Consider the following 17,725-nt stretch of genomic DNA (forward strand, 5'->3'; position numbering starts at 1 on the left):
ATCTTGCGGCGAGCAGGGTGCGGGAGCAGGGCGAGCAGGCGGGGCGGGGCGGTCGGAGAGAGCAGGGCGGGCTGGTAAGCGAGCGGGGCAAGTAGGGCAGGCGAGCGGCGGGCGAGCGGGGCGGACGGGACGGACGGGGCATGGCGAGCGACCGGGGCGAGCGGGGCGAGCGGAGCAGGGAGAGCGGACCGGGGCGAGCAGGCGGGCGGGGCAAGCGGACCGGGGCGCGCGAGCGGGCGGGGCAAGCGGACCGGGGCGAGCGAGCGGCGAGGCGGGAAGGGCGGGGCGAGGCGGGCGAGGCGGGCGGGAGATGGCGGTCGGGTGTTCATGTCCCGGACCGGGTGGGCGGTGAGCTGGGCGGGTAGGCTGGCTGATCGGCCTTCCACACCCCGGGAGGCCGGCACCCATACCCCGGACGGTCACCAGCGGGGCCGCCAGACCGGTGGTCACGACCCGGCCGGGTCCCGTACGCCGGGACGACGGCGAGGAAGCGCGGCCATGATCAGTGTTTTCGACCTCTTCAGTGTTGGTATCGGGCCGTCCAGCTCGCACACGGTGGGGCCGATGCGGGCCGCGCGGACGTTCGTCGGAGGGCTGAAGGCCGACGGGTTGCTCAGCGACACGGCGCGGGTGCAGGCCGAGTTGTTCGGCTCGCTGGGTGCTACCGGGCACGGCCACGGCAGTGGTCCGGCGGTGCTGCTCGGGTTGGCCGGCGAGTCGCCGGAGACCGTCGACACGGATACCGTCGGTCCTCGGGTCGAGCGGATCCGGGCCGAGCGGCGGCTCAACATCCTGGACGCGCACGAGATCGACTTTGACCCGGATCGGGACTTGACGCTGCACCGCCGCCGGTCGTTGCCGTACCACCCGAACGGGATGACCTTCGTGGCGTACGACGACGCGGGTGCCGAGCTGCGTAGCCGCACCTACTACTCCGTCGGTGGCGGTTTCGTGGTGGACGAGGCGGCGGCGGGGGCGGACCGGATCAAGCCAGACAGCACCGTGGTGCGGTACCCGTTCCTGACCGGGGCGCAGTTGCTCGACGTCACCACCCGGACCGGGCTGTCGATCAGCGAGGTGATGCTCGCCAATGAGCGTTCGTGGCGCAGTGAGGCGGACATCCGGGCCGGCCTGCTGGAGATCTGGCGGGTGATGCAGGAGTGCGTGCGTAACGGCTGCGAGCGGGACGGCGTACTCCCTGGGGGGTTGAAGGTCCGGCGGCGCGCGGCGGAGCTGCGGCGTGGGCTGGAGGCGGAGGCCGGGTCGGCCGACCCGCTGCACGCGATGGACTGGGTGACGCTGTTCGCGCTCGCTGTCAACGAGGAGAACGCCGCTGGCGGCCGGGTGGTCACCGCCCCGACGAACGGCGCGGCCGGGATCATTCCGGCGGTGCTGCACTACTACACCCGGTTCGTGCCGGACGCCGACGACGAGGGCGTAGTGCGGTTCCTGCTGACGGCGGGCGCGATCGGCGTGCTGTTCAAGGAGAACGCCTCGATCTCGGGCGCCGAGGTGGGTTGCCAGGGTGAGGTCGGTTCGGCGTGTTCGATGGCGGCGGCGGGGCTGGCCGAGGCGCTCGGGGGTACCCCGGAGCAGGTGGAGAACGCGGCCGAGATCGGGATGGAGCACAACCTCGGGTTGACCTGTGACCCGGTGGGTGGCCTGGTGCAGATCCCCTGCATCGAGCGGAACGCGGTGGCTAGCATCAAGGCGATCACGGCTGCCCGGCTGGCGCTGCGCGGCGACGGTGTGCACAAGGTGTCGCTGGACAAGGTCATCAAGACCATGCGGGAGACGGGCGCCGACATGAAGGTCAAATACAAGGAGACGGCGCGTGGCGGTCTGGCCGTCAACGTGATCGAGTGCTGAGTCCGGTCGATTCGGGGCAATCGTTCACCGACTGCTAACCTGTCGTCCGTTTCAGGAGGCGGGAGGCTCGCGGTGACCTCTGGCGTCGCGGCGTTGTGGTCGCACCGCAACTCGCTGCGCATCCTGGTCCGGCGGGACCTGGCGGTGAAGTACCAGCAGTCGTTCCTGGGCTACTTCTGGTCGTTGATCGAGCCGCTCGGCATGGGCGCCATCTACTGGTTCGTCTTCGGGGTGCTCTACTCCCGGGACACCGGTCGGCACCTGGGTGAGGCGGCCGGGTCGTACCCGCTGTTCCTGATCACCGGCATCTTCGCCTGGATGTGGACGAGTTCGGCGCTGAGTGAGGCGACGAACGCGCTGACCGGCCAGTCCCGGCTGATCACCACGATGAACGTGCCGCGCCAGGTCTTCCCGATCGGCCGGGTCACCGGCCGGTTCGCCGAGTACGCGGCCGGCCTGCCGATCCTGATCGCCATCGCGGTGATCTACGCGGCGCACGGTCGGATCCACCCGGGCTGGTCGCTGCTCTCCCTGCCGCTCGCGGTCGCCGTCCAGGCCGTCCTGTTGACCGGCCTCGCCCTGCTGCTGTCCGCGTGGAACGTGCTCATGCGCGACGTGGAACGGTTGATGCGGCTGATCATCCGGGTGCTCTTCTACGCCACGCCGATCATCTACCCGCTGAGTCTGGTCCGGGAGTCCGGGCTGCCCGGCTGGTTGAAGGTGGTCTACGAGCTGAACCCGCTGGTCGGGATCTTCCAACTGCACCACGCGATCTGGTACCCGGACGAGTTCCCGGACGCCCGGCTGCTCGCCACCACGATCGTGGGCAGCCTGCTGGTGCTCGCCGCCGGCTGGTGGTCGTTCCGCCGGTTGGAGCCCGCCGTGCTCAAGGAACTCTGACGTGGCCGCGCCGATCATCGAGGCCGACGGGCTGGGCATCCGGTTCGTCCGCAACCGTCGCCGCCAGCTACGGCTGCGCGAGCTGTTCATCCACCGGGGTGCGCGGGGGGCGCTGCCGGGCCAGTTCTGGCCGCTGCGGGACGTGTCGTTCACCGTCGAGCCGGGCGAGACGGTCGGGGTGATCGGCCGTAACGGCACCGGCAAGAGCACGCTGCTGCGGCTGATCGCCGGGGTGCTCATTCCGGACGAGGGCGGCATCCGGGTGCACGGCGCGGTGGCCCCGCTGCTGGAGTTGTCCGCAGGTTTCTCCAACGACCTGACCGGCCGGGAGAACCTGCACCTGGTCGGTGGGCTGCACGGGCTGTCGACGAGCTACCTGAAGCGGCACTTCGACGAGATCGTCGAGTTCGCCGGCGAGCAGGTGGAACGGGCCATCGACACGTCGGTGCGGCACTACTCGTCCGGGATGAAGGTGCGGCTGGGCTTCGCCATCATCTCGCACCTGCCGCACCCGATCCTGCTGATGGACGAGGTGACCGCGGTCGGTGACGCGGAGTTCCGCAAGAAGTGTTACGCGACGATTGATCGTCTGCTCGGGGAGGGGCGCACGCTGGTGCTGGTGTCACACAACGAAAAGGACCTGACCCGGTTCTGCCGTCGGGGGTTGTACCTCGACGCGGGCCGGTTGACGCTCGACGGCACCATCGCCGAGGCGCTCGACGCTTACCACGCCGCGGTCCCGCGGTGACGCTCGCGATCGTGCTCGCCGCTGGGATGCCCGCGGCGGGCCTGACCACGGCGACAGGTGAGCCGCTGGCCGACCGCCTGGCCGCCCAGTTGCGGCTGGCCGGGGCGGACGAGGTGCGGCACGCCGCCACCCTCGACGAGCTGGCCGCGCTGGTCGCCACCGCGACCACGCCGGTGCTGGTCACCGGCACGGATCTGGTCGCGCACACCGCCGTACTGCGGCACCTGGCCACCAGCCCGGTGGGGCCCACGGTGGCGCTGGTGCTCGGCGACCCGCCGGTGCCCGGTCGGACCGCGGTGCGGGAGGAGCGCGGCCAGGTGGTCGACGCCGGCCCGCTGGACGCCCTCGACGGGTCCGCCACCGGCGTGTTCGGCGGCGCGCTGCGGGTCGGCGTGGACGACCTGCCGACCCTGGCCGCCGCCGCCCGGGCCGCCGCGTCCGGGATGCTTCCCGTCGCCGCCCCGATCGGCCCGGCCGGCGACGTGGCACCGCTGCCGGTGGCCGGTGGGGCCGGTTCCGGGGGCGAGGTCGTGGCCGGCGGCCCCGGGTCCGCCGTGGACCGGCTCTTCGCGGGCCTCGCGGCGCTCGGCACCCTGGTCTTCGCCCAGCGGGTACGCCTGCTCGTCGCCCACCGGATCGAGGACCAGGCCGGGCTGACCGCTGCCGAGGCGGCGGTGACCGCCGTCGACGAGGACCGGGCGGAGCTGCGGCTGTCGGTGAAGGAGCGGGACGACTTCTTCTCCACCTACTTCGTCAGCACCTGGTCGCCGTACGTGGTCCGGCTCTCGGCCCGGCTCCGGCTCACCCCCACCGGGGTGACGGTGATCTCGGTGCTGTTCGCGCTCGGTGCGGCGGTGCTGTTCGGGGTCGGTGGGCGACCCGCGCTCGTCGGTGGCGCGGTGCTGCTCTACCTCGGCTTCGTGCTCGACTGCGTGGACGGCCAGTTGGCCCGCTACACCCGGCACTTCAGCGCCTGGGGTGGCTGGCTGGACACGATGGCGGACCGGGCCAAGGAGTACCTGGTCTACGCCGGGCTGGGCTTCGGGGTGAGCCACGCCGGGTTGGGCAACGGGTGGGCGCTCGCGATCGCCGCGATGACGTTGCAGACCGTCCGGCACATGACCGACACCTGGTACGGGGTGCTGCACGACGAGGCGGCCCGCCGGCCGCGTACGGCGACGAACGCCAGTGGTGGGATCGGTGACCGGCTCAACGCGGCGTCGACCCGGGTGCAGGCGGACACCGGGTCGGTGTCGTACTGGCTGAAGCGGACCGTGGTCTTCCCGATCGGTGAACGGTGGGCGCTCATCGCGCTGACCGTGGCGCTGTTCAACCCGCTGGTCAGCCTGATCGCCGTGCTGGTCTGGGGGGTGCTGGCGTTCGCGTACACCGGGGCGTTGCGGACGCTGCGGGCCCGCTGGATGTGGGTGCCGGTGCTGGACACGGTCGACGCCACCCTGCACCGCGACGACGGGCCGTTGGCCCGCTGGTTGCCGGTGGTCCGCCCGATGGGGCCGCTCACCCTGGCGGTGATCGCCGCGCTCGGTCCGGCGGCGCTGCTGGTCGGGGCGTTGCTGAGCGACGCGCCCGAGGGGCTGCGCTGGGCGGTGCCGGTGGCGCTGCTGGTGCTGCTCGTCGGCGGGTTGGGCGCGGGGGCGGCGCACAACGGTCCGCTGGACTGGTTGGTGCCCGCCGCGTTGCGGGCCGCCGAGTACCTCTTCGCCATCACGGTGGGGGTGGTCGGTGGGGCACCCGGCTGGTTGATCTTCGGGTACGTCTTCGTGCTCACCGTGCACCACTACGACCTGACCGCCCGGTTGGAGAAGCGGCAGGTGGCACCGCCTCTGCACGCGGCGACGCTTGGTTGGGAGGGACGCTCGGTGCTGTTAGCCCTCGCCGCGATCGCCGGTATTGCGGGTATCGGACTGGCTACACTCGGTGCGTACCTTCTCGTGGTTTTCGTGGTGAGCGTCGTCCTGGCCTGGTTCGTGCGACCGGCCGGTAGCGCGCGGGCGTCGGTGGCGCCGGCGGGCGCTGGAGGTGCCGCGCCGCGCTGACGGAGGGCGGCCGGATGACCCTGATCAGCTTCGTGGTGCCGGCCTTCCGGGTGCAGGGATACCTGCGGGAGTGCCTGGACTCCATCCTCGGTCAGCCGGAGACGGACATCGAGGTGATCGCCGTCGACGACTGCTCGCCGGACGCCAGCGGCGAGATCATCGACGAGTACGCGGCCCGCGACCAGCGGGTCCACTCGGTCCGGCTGCCGGAGAACGTCGGCCTCGGTCCGGCCCGGAACATCGGGCTGGACCGGGCCGTCGGCGAGTACGTGTGGTTCCTCGACGGCGACGACTGGTTGGCTCCGGAGTGCCTGACCGAGGTCGCCGAGCGGTTGCGGGTCACCCGTCCGGACGTCCTGCTCGTGGACCACGTCCGCACCCACTGGAACGACACCGCCACCCGCAGCGCGATGGCCGAGGTGTTTCCGGAGTCGCCGGGTACGGGCACCTTCCGGTTGCGGGAGCGGCCGCAGGCGATGCACCTGCTGCACACCGCGTGGAACCGGCTGGTCCGTCGGGAGTTCCTCGTCGACCTGGGGCTGCGCTTCGCGCCCGGCTGGTACGAGGACGTTTCGTTCAGCTACCCGGTGCTGATGGCCGCGCGGCGGATCGGCGTACTGGATCGGGTCTGCGTCAACTACCGCCAGCGCCGGGCCGGCGCGATCACCCGGACCCGGGGGGACCGGCATTTCGAGGTCTTCCCGCAGTGGCACCGGGTCTTCCACCTGATGGACGAGTGGGGCCCGGCCATCGAGGCGCTGCGGCCGGCGGTCTTCGAACGGATGATCTGGCACTACCTGACCGTGCTCGGCAACGGTCAACGGATCGCGCCGGAGCTGCGGGAGGCGTTCTTTGCGCAGATCACCGCCGACTACGAGCGCTGGCTGCCGCCGGGCGGCTATCCGGTGCCGAACGGGGTCGAGGGGGTCAAGCACAAGCTTGTGGCCTCCGGCCGGTGGCGCACCTTCAGCGCGCTGCGAACCGCCAGCCGGGCCCGTGACGCCGCCCGTCGGCAGGCCCGCACCGCCCGACGCAGGGTCGGCCCGGTCGCCCGGCGTGGTGCCCGGCTGACCCGCGACAGGCTGCTGCGCGAGTACTACCGGGCCGAGCTGCGGCGGCCCGTCGACCCGACGCTCGCGGTGTACGCCGCGTACTGGTACCGGGGATACTTCTGCAACCCGGCGGCGATCTACGAGGTCGCCCGCCGGTTGGCTCCGGGGGTACGCGGGGTGTGGGTGGTGCGCCGGGACCGGGTGGACAGCGTGCCGGCCGGGGTGCAGTACGTGGTGGCGGGCACGCCCGCGTACTACCGGGTGCTCGCCCGCGCCCGGTGGCTGGTCAACAACGTCAACTTCCCGGACTTCGTCCGCAAGCGACCGGAACAGGTGCACGTGCAGACCCACCACGGCACGCCGGTCAAGGTGATGGGGCTGGACCAGCAGCGCTACCCGATCGGCGCGGGGCGGATGGACTTCGGCGGGCTGCTGCGCCGGGTGGACCGTTGGGACTACAGCGTGAGCGCCAACAGCTTCTCCACCCAGATGTGGGACCGGGCGTACCCGGCCACGTACACCACCCTGGAGGTGGGGTACCCGCGCAACGATCGCCTGGTCACGGCTGGCCCGGACGAGGTGCGCCGACTCCGCGCGGAGTTCGGCCTCGACCCCGACGAGCAGGTCGTCCTGTACGCCCCGACGCACCGCGAACACCTGCCCGGCTACCGGCCGCCGTTCGACCCGGACCGGTTCGTCCAGGCGCTCGGTGGCTCGGGCCGGTTGTTGATGCGCAGCCACTACTTCCACGACCGGGATCGCCGTCCCGGCCAGCCGAAGGACTGGGAGCGGGTTCGCGACGTCAGCGGCCACCAGCGGGTGGAGGATCTGTATCTGGTGGCGGACGTGCTGGTCACCGACTACTCGTCGGCCATGTTCGACTATGCGGTGCTGGACCGGCCGATCGTGCTCTACACACCAGACTGGGAGGCGTACCGGCTGGCCCGGGGCGTCTACTTCGACGTCACGGCCGAACCGCCGGGCGCGGTCGCCGCCACCTTCGCCGATCTGCTCGACCTGTTCCGTACCGACGCGCTGCGCTCGGACCCGGCGGTCAAGGCCCGCGAGCACTTCCGGGCCCGGTTCTGCACGCTCGACGACGGGCGGGCGGCGGAGCGGGTGGTGCGTCGCGTCTTCCTCGGCGAGCCGGACGAGCGGTCGACCCGCTGCTGATCGGTGCTTCTGTCGTGTAATGGCAGTGTCATCGGTGGAACATGAGACGTTTACCCGATGTCACAAACCCATGATCCTGGTCACAGTCTTCTGGGGTTCGGCCGACGCGCTGGGGGGGAAGACGGTGAGCACCGTCACGCTCAAGGATGTGACCAAGGTTTTCCGGGATGGCACTGTCGCCGTCGACAGCATCAACCTCGATGTGAACGACGGCGAGTTCATGGTGCTGCTCGGGCCTTCCGGGTGCGGCAAGTCCACTGTGCTGCGCATGATCGCCGGGTTGGAGGATCCAACCACCGGCGCCGTCATGCTCGACGGTGAGTTGGCGAACGACCTGCCCCCACGGGATCGCAAGATCGCGATGGTCTTCCAGGACTTCGCCCTCTACCCGCACATGACCGTCGGCGACAACATCGCGTTTCCGCTGCGGCTGGCCGGGATCGAGCCCGAGCCGAGAGGTGAGCGGGTCAGTGACGTGGCAAGCGCGCTGGGCATCGGTGACGTGCTGGCCCGCAAGCCGGGTCAGCTCTCCGGCGGGCAGCGGCAGCGGGTGGCGATGGGGCGTGCGATCGTCCGCCGCCCCGGCCTGTTCCTCATGGACGAGCCACTGTCCAACCTGGACAGTGGTCTCCGTGCCGAACTGCGCGCGGAGATCTCCGGCCTGACGCGGGAGCTGGGCGTCACCACCGTCTACGTCACGCACGACCAGGCCGAGGCGCTGACCATGGCCGACCGGGTGGCCATCATGCGCCGCGGTGTGCTCCAGGACGTGGGCACACCGACCCAGGTGTACGGCCGGCCGGCGACGCTCTACGTGGCCGCGTTCCTGGGTAGCCCGCGGATGAACCTGCTGGAGGCGTCGGTCTACGTCCACCTCGACCGGTACGTCACCCTCAACCTCGGTGACCAGTCGCTCTACCTGCCCTGGAACGACATCCGCAGTCGGGCGGTGGCGCACTACCACGGCGAGCGGATCGTGGTCGGCATGCGGGCCGAGGCGCTCACCCCGGTCGCCCCGGACAGCCCCGGTGACGTGCTGCGCGGGCGGATCCGCTACCTGGAGCACCACGGGCACGAGTCGTTGGCGTTCCTCGACATCGGCGCGACCGCGATCATGGTCGACGAGATGGGCGCGCCGCTCGACCCGCCGCCGGTAGGCCAGCGCGGCCTGCGCCGGTTCGGTTCGGTGATGCAGCGGCTCACCGGTAAGCCGGTGGAGAAGCAGGAAGCGCCGGTCAACGGCGTCCAGACCAGCGTGCTCCCCGATCCGGGCCGGCACCACCGACGCCCGGCGGAGCTGGCGGTGCGGCTGGCGCCGTACCCGGCGGTGAGCGCCGGTCACCCGCTCGCCGTCTCGGTGCGGATGGACGCGCTGCACTTCTTCGACGAGCGTGGCGACCGGATCGACGTGGGTTGGCGCTGACTACCTGCGGGAGCCCGGTGGCGGGTTCGTCCCCCGGCCCCCTGACGTCTGCGAACTGCCTGTTGCCCGCCTGGTTACTGGCGAGTAACGTCGGGCCATGACTATCGACTCCCGCCAGGTGGCGGCCGGCATGCTCGAGGCGGTGCCGTTCGCTCGTACGCTCGGCATCGAGTTCGTCGAGGTGGCACCCGAGGCGGAGGGTGGCGTGCGGGCGGTCGTCCGGCTGCCCGACTCGCCGGCCACCCACAACCACGTCGGCGGGCCGCACGCCGGCGCCATGTTCAGCCTCGGGGAGACGGCCTCGGGCGCGGTCGTGCTCGCCGCCTTCGGGCAGTTGCTCGACCGGGTGGTGCCGTTGGCCGTGCGCGCCGAGATCGCCTACCGGAAACTCGCCATGGGCCCGGTGCTTGCCACCGCGCGACTCGGCCGGCCGGCGGCCGAGGTGATCGAGGAGTTGGAGGCCGGTCGGCGTCCGGAGTTCCCCGTCGTGGTGGAGATCGCGACCGAGCAGGGCAAGCCGACCTCTGAGATGACCGTGATCTGGACATTGCGACCGAACTGAACCGCTTCGGAGCGGCGGAAACGGGTTTGCGGGCGCAGTGGGGTGGATAGATTCGTAGCGTGCTGGGCCTACCTGCTCACGTGACCGCCTGTCTCTTCGATCTGGACGGTGTGCTGACGCAGACCGCCCGGGTCCACAACGCCGCCTGGAAGCAGACGTTCGACGAGTTTCTCCGTCAGCGCGCCACCGCCTCCGGTGAACCGTTCCAACCGTTCGACCCGGGTCCGGACTACAACCGCTACGTCGACGGCCGACCCCGCGCGGACGGCGTCCGAACGTTCCTCGCCTCCCGGGGGATCGTGCTGCCCGAGGGCAGCCCGGACGACCCGCCCGAGGCCGAGACCGTCAACGGCCTGGGTAACCGCAAGAACGTTCTGCTGCTGCACCAGTTGCGCACCGCCGGCGTCGAGGTCTACCCGGGCTCGGTGCGGTATCTGAAGGCGGCGACCGCCGGTGGGCTGCACCGAGCCGTGGTCACCGCAAGCGCGAACGGGGGCGAGGTGGTCGCCGCCGCCGGGCTGGAGCCGCTGCTCCAGGCCCGGGTGGACGGGCTGGTCGCCCGCGCCCAGGGGCTGCGGGGCAAACCACAGCCCGACACCTTCCTCGCCGGAGCCAAGCTGCTCGGCGTCGACCCGACACAGGCCGCCGTCTTCGAGGACGCGCTGTCCGGGGTGGCGGCCGGCCGCGCCGGTGGCTTCGGCTACGTGGTCGGCGTCGACCGGGTCGGGCAGGCCGACGAACTGCGCGCCCATGGCGCCGACGTCGTGGTGACAGACCTCGCCGACCTCCTCGACGCCGCCGAACCGGCGGCTCCGCCCCGCAACTCGACCGACCCGCTCGCCGCCGAAAGAGGCTCCACATGATTCGCGAGCGCGCCTATCCGGTCGAGCCCTGGCACGTCCGGGAGACCCGGCTGGACATGGACGTGCTGGCCCAGTCGGAGTCGGTCTTCGCGCTCTCCAACGGGCACGTCGGCCTGCGGGGCAACCTCGACGAGGGTGAGCCGCACGGGCTACCCGGCACCTACCTCAACTCGTTCTACGAACTGCGCCCACTGCCGTACGCGGAGGCGGGCTACGGCTTCCCCGAATCCGGGCAGACCATCGTCAACGTCACCAACGGCAAGCTGATCCGGCTGCTCGTCGACGACGAACCTCTCGACGTGCGGTACGGGGAGCTGCTCGCCCACGAGCGGATCCTCGACCTGCGGGCCGGCACGCTGCACCGGGAGCTGCACTGGCGCTCGCCCGCCGGCCGGGAGGTCAAGGTCCGCAGCACCCGGCTCGTGTCGTTCACCCAGCGGTCGGTGGCCGCCATCAGCTACGAGGTGGAGGCCGTCGACCGCCCGCTTCGGCTCATCGTGCAGTCCGAGTTGGTGGCCAACGAGTCACTGCCCGCGCAGAGCAAGGACCCCCGGGTCGCCGCGGTGCTGGAGTCGCCGTTGCAGGCCGAGGAGGAGCTGACCACGCCGGACGGCGGGCAGCTCATCCACCGCACCAAGGTCTCCGGTCTGCGGGTCGCCGCCGCCATGGAGCACGAGGTGCACGGCCCGGACCACACCACCATCGAGTCCGAGGGCTACCAGGACTGGGTGCGCACCACGATCGCCTGCGTGCTCAAGCCCGGCGAGAAGCTGCGGGTGATCAAGTACCTGACGTACAGCTGGTCGAGCCGTCGGTCGCTGCCGGCGCTGCGCGACCAGGTCGGCGCGGCGCTTGCCGGCGCCCGACTCGACGGCTGGGACGGGCTCCACCGGGAGCAGCGCACCTACCTCGACGAGTTCTGGGACGCCTCCGACGTGCTCGTCGAGGGCGACCCGGAGGTGCAGCAGGCCGTCCGGTTCGGTCTCTTCCACGTGTTGCAGGCCGGAGCGCGGGCCGAGCAGCGGCCGATCTCGGCGAAGGGGCTCACCGGTCCCGGCTACGACGGTCACGCCTTCTGGGACACCGAGATGTTCGTCCTGCCGGTGCTCACCTACACCCAGCCCAGCGCGGTGCGCAGCGCGTTGCAGTGGCGGCACAGCACGCTGGACTCGGCCAGGGAACGCGCCGAGACGCTCAACCTCCGGGGGGCCGCCTTCCCCTGGCGGACCATCGAGGGCCCGGAGTCGTCCGGATACTGGCCGGCCGGCACGGCAGCCTTCCACATCGCCGCCGACATCGCCGACGCCATGCGCCGCTACGTGATGGTCACCGGCGACATCCAGCTGGAACGGGAGATCGGGCTGGAGCTGATGGTCGAGACCGCCCGGCTGTGGCGCTCGATCGGCCACCACGACCGGCACGGGCAGTTCCACATCGACGGTGTCACCGGCCCGGACGAGTACACCGCAGTGAAGAACGACAACATCTACACCAACCTGATGGCGCAGCGGAACCTGCTCGCCGCCGCCGACGTGGTCATGCGCCACCGGGACGAGGCGCTGCACCTGGGCGTCACCGACGAGGAGGCCGCGAGCTGGCGGGACGCCGCCACCGCCATGCACATCCCATACGACGAGGAACTCGACGTCCACCAGCAGGTGGAGGGCTTCACCCGACTCGAGGAGTGGGACTTCACGCACACCCCGGCGGAGAAGTACCCGTTGCTGCTGCACTACCCCTACTTCGAGCTGTACCGCAAGCAGGTGGTGAAGCAGGCAGACCTGGTCCTCGCCATGCACTGGCGGGGAGACGCCTTCACCCCCGAGGAGAAGCTGCGCAACTTCCTCTACTACGAGCGCCGTACCGTGCGCGACTCGTCGTTGTCGGCCTGCACCCAGTCGGTGCTCGCCGCCGAGGTGGGCCATCCGGAACTCGCGCACACCTACCTGCGTGAGGCCGCGCTCATGGACCTGCACGACCTCAACGAGAACACCCGCGACGGCGTACACATGGCGTCGTTGGCCGGCGCGTGGCTCGCCCTGGTCAGCGGGTTCGGCGGCCTACGGGACCACGACGGCGAGCTGTCCTTCGCGCCCCGACTCTCCAGCCGACTCAGCCGACTGGAGTTCTCGTTGCAGTGGCGAGGGCTGGCGCTGCGGGTGGATGTCCGGCCGCACCAGACGACATACTCGCTGCGCCACGGCGGGCCCGACGACGTGGTGGAGCTACGCCACCACGACCAGAAGCTCCGGGTGACCTGCGACGAGCCGGTCACGGTGCCGATTCCGCAGGCCGAGCCGTCCGGCCCCCCGCCCGAGCAGCCACCGGGCCGGTCCCCGCTGCTGCGGTTGCCCGAACGCGAACAGTGACGGGCGGGGCGGAGGTTGCCCCGCCCCGCCCGCTCAGCTCGACCTGTCAGACCGGCTCACCTGTCGACGGACGTCCGATGGCGTCCCGGGGTGCGGCCGCCTTCGGATCGTCGGGCAGCCGGGCCGAGGCGGCCTGGTCGCCGAAATCCTGGTCCCCGAAGTCCTGGTTGCGCTCGGCGTCCTGTTCGCGCTGGGTCCGCTCGGTCAGCTGCTGCTGCCGCGAAATCTGTTGCTTGGCCATGGCGATCCTCGCGATCCGTCGGGGCGCGGTTGCGCCGACACGGTCTGCGGTCGCTCGTCGCGTACCCGACGCCTCAGCGGGCAAACGCGGCCCGGCGGCGCTCCGACCCGGGTGACGCGGCCGTCGGTGGCGTGTCGCGCGGCGGGCGGGGTACCCGGAGCACCGGCGAGGACGCGGAGGTGCGGCATGGACGAGCAGCGCGGCACGGTGACGATTCCGGTCGGGGACGCCCAACTCCCCGCCGACCTGACGCTGCCCGTCCAGCCGGTCGGCATGGTGCTGTTCGCGCACGGCAGCGGCAGTTCCCGGCGCAGCCCGCGCAACGTGGCGGTGGCCCGGACGCTCAACGACCGGGGGCTCGGCACGGTGCTTGCCGACCTGCTCACCCCGGCCGAGGACGAGGTGGACGCGGAAACCGCCGAACTGCGCTTCGACATCGGGCTGTTGGCCAGCCGGCTGGCCGGGATCGTCGACTGGCTGGCCGCCGAGCGCCCTGCCGGTGACGTGCCGATCGGCCTGTTCGGGGCCAGCACGGGTGCCGCCGCCGCCCTGGTCGCGGCGTCGACGCGGGCCGACCGGGTGGGTGCCGTGGTCAGCCGGGGTGGTCGGCCGGACCTGGCCGAGGGTGCGCTGGCCCAGGTGCGTACGCCGACGTTGCTGTTGGTGGGCGGGCTGGACGAAGAGGTGATCACGCTCAACGAGCGGGCGCGGGCCGAGTTGGGGGAGGTCGGCGAGCTGCGGGTGATCCCGGGCGCCACCCATCTTTTCGAGGAGCCGGGCACCCTCGAACAGGTCGCCGACCAGGCCGGCGGCTGGTTCACCACGCACCTCAGTCGATGATCACTCCGTGGGCAGCAGGGCCGAGGTCGAGCGGCGTTGTTGGACGGTGTCGATGACGCGCCAGAGGACGGCGGTGATCGGGACGCTCACGAAGGCACCGGCGATGCCGGCGATCAGCGTGCCCGCAGTGACCGCCACCAGGATCACCGCCGGATGCAGTCGGACCTGACGCTTCATCACCAGGGGTTCCAGCAGGTTGCCCTCGATCTGCTGAACGGCGATCACCGCCGCGAGGGTGAGCAGCGCGGTGGTGGGACCGTTCGCCGCCAGTGCCACGAGCACCGCCACCGCGCCGGCGACAGTCGCCCCGATGATCGGCACGAAGCCGCCGAGGAACGTGATCAACGCCAGCGGCAGGGCGAGTGGCACCCGCAGCACCACGAGGGCCAGCCCGATGCCCAGCGCGTCGATGGCGGCGATGAACATGGTGCCCCGGCTGTACGCCCCCAACGTCTGCCAACCGTTGCTGCCGGCCTCGGCCAGCACCGGCTGGTTCGGGCCGGACACCCGGGCCAGCACCCAGTGCCACATCGACCGCCCGTCCTTGAGCAGGAAGAAGAGCAGCACCAGAGCCAGCAGCGCGGAGCCGAACACCTCGGTGGCGGTCCGGGCGCCCGCCACCGGGTCCGGAGAGCTGCCACTGAGCCCCTCCCGGGCCTGGTCGACGAGCCGATCCAGCTGTGCCTCGGTCACCGGCAGCGTGGACGTCACGAAGTCCCGGCTGCGTTCGACCCCCTGCGTCAGCTCCTGGCTGAGCTGATCGAACTGGCTGGCGGTCAGGTTCCACACCAGGGCGCCGACGCCGACCAGGATGCCGAGCAGCAACAGTACGGTGCAGAGCGCGGCCAGCGCCGCCGGCAGGCGCAACCGGCGCAGCAGTAGCAGGACCGGGTCGAGCAGGGCGGCGAGGAAGATGGTGGCGGCCAGCGCGATGGCCAGCGGCGCCAACAGGACGGCGATCCTGCCCAGCAGGTAGAGCCCCGCGGCGATCACCACCAGACAGGCGCTCCACAACACCGCGGTTCGGACCAGCCACGGCAGCGCCGCCCAGGTCTGGCGCGGCCCGGGGCCGCCTGTCGGTCCGGGGTCCTCTGCGGCCATGTCGGTCCTCCTCGATCTCGACGAGGTCGGTACCCGGTCGGTCGTGCCCCGACACCCGAATCGGTGGCCGATGCCCGCGCGGATCGTACGCCTGCCGACGTGGCTTGTGTGGACGTTTGCGCGCCGCAACCGGGACGACGGCGTTTGCGCTGTCGGGTCGAGGGAACGCGAGGTCGACGGACCGGACTGAGGAGGAACGCCGTGGGTGACTTCATGGACAGGGCCAAGGACTTCGCGGACAAGCATGACAAGCAGGTCGACCAGGGTGCGCAGAAGGCCGGCGAGATGGCCGACAAGCGCACCGGCGGGAAGTACGGCGACCAGATCGACAAGGGCGTGGACCAGGCCCAGGCGCGTACCGGTGAGGGCGACCAGGTGCGTTGACCCACCACGCCTCCCCCCGGGCCGCCGAGCGGTCGGCGACCCGGGTGAGGTGCGGGTCAGCGCTGTTGCCTGTGGTGCAGCTCGTCTATCGAGGTGGGCCGCCCGCTCAACGCGTCGCGCAGCCGGTCGACCAGACCGATCCCCGGGGCGAGCAGCCTGTTCGCCGGGGGATGCTCCGGGTTGCCCGGATGTGGCCGGGTCGGCCCGAACTTCTTGATCGCCGTCACCCTGGCGGCGACCTCGACCAGCTCCTCCCGGGCCGTCGCCGCGCGGAGCCGGGGAAAGAGTTCCCTCTCCTCCTCCGTCACGTGGTCCCGCACGGTGCTGGTCAGCCGAGCGAGCAGCTCGTCGAAGCGGGGGTCGGCCGGGTCGGCGGCTTCCAACTCCTTCATGGTCCGCTCGACGTCGGCGTGCTCCGCGATCTCCCGGTCGGCGATCTCGTGGCCGTCGGGCAGCACCTCGCGGGCGATCGGATACACGTACGCCTCCTCGGCCACCGAGTGCCGGACGAGTTCGGCGATCACCACGTCGGCGAGGCGCCGACGATGCTCATGATCGCCCTGGCGGGTCGCCAACTCGACGAGGACTGCCTCGATCTGACGGTGGTCGGAGAGCAGGATGTCGACGACATCATGGTCGTCGACGGTCGGTGGATTACTCATGTCACGGCCCCTTACCGGTTGCGGATCGGTGGGAGGTGTGTGGCTCTGGTACCCCCACGGGGCTGCACGAACCCACGGTTGACGATGTGTTCGACGGGGTCGGTGGTGCTCGCGGTGGCGAGCCGCGACGATTGCCCCGCCGTCGCCGGGGTAAGCGCCGCCATGGCCGACGACCGCCCACCCGCCGACCGCGATCAGTCGTGGATCGACGAGACCACCGAGCGGGCGGTTCGCCGGGTGCGGCACCGTGGTGGGCAGGCCGGTCGGATCAGGGCCCGACAGTGGGAGGTCACCCTGGTGATCTCCATCCAGGCCGGGCTGGCCGCGGCGATCGCCGCCCTGCTCGCCAAGAACCTGCTCGGTCCCGGATCGCACGTCTTCGCTCCCGCCGCCGCCGTCGGTACGATCGCCACCGCCATCGGGCAGCGGGCCCGGCGCACGTTCGAGCTGCTCGGCGGCGTGGCTCTGGGCATCATCATCGGCGACACGCTGCGTTTCCTGCTCGGCTCGGGCCCGTGGCAGACCGGTGTGGTGGTCGCGCTGGCCATCGCCTCCGCGTTGCTGGTGGCCGGCAAGGGTGGTCCGCTCGTCGGTCAGGCCGGCGGTACCGCCGTCCTGATCGCCACGCTGGCCCCGATGCAACGGGGCCTGGAGCTGCCGCGGATCTTCGACGCGCTCGTCGGTGGGGCGGTCGGCCTGGTGGTGGTCGCACTGTTGTTACCGATCAACCCGATGCGGGTGCTGGATCGGGCCGCGGCACCGATCTTCGCGATCCTCTGCGAGCAGCTCGCCGAACTGGCGCAGGCGGTGCGTGCGCGCGACGGCGCCCGGACCATGACCGTCCTGGAACGGCTCCGCACCACCGACGACGACCTGGGGCGGCTGCACGACGCGCTCAGCGGCGCCGAGGAGGTGGTGACGATCGCCCCGGTGCGCTGGCATCGCCGCCAGCAGTACCACCGTTACGCCCGCAGCGCGGGGCACCTGGAGCGGTTGCTGCTGGACAGCCGTGCGATGGCCCGCTGGTCGGCCACCGCGCTGCAGTACGGCGAGCCGATTCCGCCGGAGCTGCCGGACGCGATGGACCGGCTGGGCCAGGCGGTGGCGGAGATGCGTACGGAATGCAGGGTCGGCGACGATCCCCGGCGCACCCGGCGGTTGGTCCAGGAGTGCGCCGAGTTGGCCGGGCGGGCCTCCGCGAGCGGGGTCCACTCGTTCGGTGAATCCCTCGTCACCGGACTGCGTACCGCCGCAAGTGACCTGCTGCGGGCATCAGGTAGTGAACCCGAGGACGCGAACCGGATCGTGCGCCGCGCGGCAGGTGCCGGCGAGGCGGAGATCCACCCGCCGCTTCGGCGGCTACTGCACCGGGCCCGGCCGACGCGGGCCGCCAGAGCCCGCCGACGCGCACACCTCGCCGCCCGGAGCCGTAACGACGGTCGGGCCGGCCTCCCCGCACGGGAGAGACCGGCCCGGTGACC

Annotated in this window: 15 protein-coding genes; 12 read left to right on the top strand and 3 right to left on the bottom strand. The window is 71.4% G+C overall.

From position 1 onward, the window contains the following. The first annotated feature begins 498 nt into the window (after positions 1-498). The 9 genes from AB0C15_RS25340 to AB0C15_RS25380 all read left to right on the top strand — a co-directional run bounded on the left by AB0C15_RS25340 (position 499) and on the right by AB0C15_RS25380 (position 13,016). Positions 499-1,869 (top strand): L-serine ammonia-lyase, encoded by a 1,371-nt coding sequence (locus AB0C15_RS25340; RefSeq protein ID WP_357355858.1) that lies wholly within the window; start codon positions 499-501, stop codon positions 1,867-1,869. A 72-nt stretch (positions 1,870-1,941) separates the two neighbouring features. After that, the gene (locus AB0C15_RS25345) at positions 1,942-2,769 is read left to right on the top strand and encodes an ABC transporter permease (RefSeq protein WP_357355860.1); all 828 of its coding nucleotides are present in this window, start codon (positions 1,942-1,944) and stop codon (positions 2,767-2,769) included. Position 2,770: 1 nt separating this feature from the next. Next, on the top strand, positions 2,771-3,517 hold the full coding sequence (locus tag AB0C15_RS25350; protein ID WP_357355862.1) for an ABC transporter ATP-binding protein: 747 nt from the start codon (positions 2,771-2,773) through the stop codon (positions 3,515-3,517). Between the two features lie 26 nt (positions 3,518-3,543). After that, positions 3,544-5,574 (top strand): DUF5941 domain-containing protein, encoded by a 2,031-nt coding sequence (locus tag AB0C15_RS25355; RefSeq protein ID WP_357355972.1) that lies wholly within the window; start codon positions 3,544-3,546, stop codon positions 5,572-5,574. 14 nt (positions 5,575-5,588) lie between these two features. Next, on the top strand, positions 5,589-7,799 hold the full coding sequence (locus tag AB0C15_RS25360) for a bifunctional glycosyltransferase family 2 protein/CDP-glycerol:glycerophosphate glycerophosphotransferase (protein WP_357355864.1): 2,211 nt from the start codon (positions 5,589-5,591) through the stop codon (positions 7,797-7,799). A 124-nt stretch (positions 7,800-7,923) separates the two neighbouring features. Further along, positions 7,924-9,222, top strand: coding sequence for an ABC transporter ATP-binding protein (locus AB0C15_RS25365; protein WP_357355974.1), 1,299 nt, complete (start codon positions 7,924-7,926; stop codon positions 9,220-9,222). Between the two features lie 97 nt (positions 9,223-9,319). Then, on the top strand, positions 9,320-9,784 hold the full coding sequence (locus AB0C15_RS25370; RefSeq protein WP_357355866.1) for a DUF4442 domain-containing protein: 465 nt from the start codon (positions 9,320-9,322) through the stop codon (positions 9,782-9,784). Between the two features lie 59 nt (positions 9,785-9,843). Next, positions 9,844-10,647, top strand: coding sequence for a beta-phosphoglucomutase family hydrolase (locus AB0C15_RS25375; RefSeq protein WP_357355868.1), 804 nt, complete (start codon positions 9,844-9,846; stop codon positions 10,645-10,647). Then, entirely contained in the window at positions 10,644-13,016 is a 2,373-nt protein-coding gene (locus AB0C15_RS25380) for a glycoside hydrolase family 65 protein (RefSeq protein ID WP_357355870.1), read from the top strand. Before AB0C15_RS25375 ends, AB0C15_RS25380 begins: the two co-directional genes overlap by 4 nt. 46 nt (positions 13,017-13,062) lie before the next feature. Here AB0C15_RS25380 and AB0C15_RS25385 read toward each other — a convergent pair whose 3' ends face one another. Continuing rightward, entirely contained in the window at positions 13,063-13,257 is a 195-nt protein-coding gene (locus AB0C15_RS25385) for a hypothetical protein (protein WP_357355872.1), read from the bottom strand. 186 nt (positions 13,258-13,443) lie between these two features. On the opposite strand from AB0C15_RS25385, the gene AB0C15_RS25390 reads away from it, so the two are divergent. Next, on the top strand, positions 13,444-14,097 hold the full coding sequence (locus tag AB0C15_RS25390; protein WP_357355874.1) for a hydrolase: 654 nt from the start codon (positions 13,444-13,446) through the stop codon (positions 14,095-14,097). Here AB0C15_RS25390 and AB0C15_RS25395 read toward each other — a convergent pair whose 3' ends face one another. Next, entirely contained in the window at positions 14,098-15,198 is a 1,101-nt protein-coding gene (locus AB0C15_RS25395) for an AI-2E family transporter (protein ID WP_357355876.1), read from the bottom strand. A gap of 201 nt (positions 15,199-15,399) precedes the next feature. Between AB0C15_RS25395 and AB0C15_RS25400 the strand changes: the two genes are divergently transcribed. Further along, the gene (locus tag AB0C15_RS25400; RefSeq protein ID WP_357355878.1) at positions 15,400-15,582 is read left to right on the top strand and encodes an antitoxin; all 183 of its coding nucleotides are present in this window, start codon (positions 15,400-15,402) and stop codon (positions 15,580-15,582) included. A 56-nt stretch (positions 15,583-15,638) separates the two neighbouring features. On the opposite strand, the gene AB0C15_RS25405 is transcribed toward AB0C15_RS25400, so the two are convergent. Then, positions 15,639-16,244, bottom strand: a complete 606-nt coding sequence (locus AB0C15_RS25405) for a hemerythrin domain-containing protein (protein WP_357355880.1) — start codon at positions 16,242-16,244, stop codon at positions 15,639-15,641. Between the two features lie 84 nt (positions 16,245-16,328). Here AB0C15_RS25405 and AB0C15_RS25410 point away from each other — a divergent pair, with 84 nt between their 5' ends. Further along, positions 16,329-17,723, top strand: a complete 1,395-nt coding sequence (locus AB0C15_RS25410; protein WP_357355882.1) for an FUSC family protein — start codon at positions 16,329-16,331, stop codon at positions 17,721-17,723. Positions 17,724-17,725: the final 2 nt, after the last annotated feature.

It is taken from the genome of Micromonospora sp. NPDC048835 (assembly GCF_040649995.1).
GTDB lineage: Bacteria > Actinomycetota > Actinomycetes > Mycobacteriales > Micromonosporaceae > Micromonospora.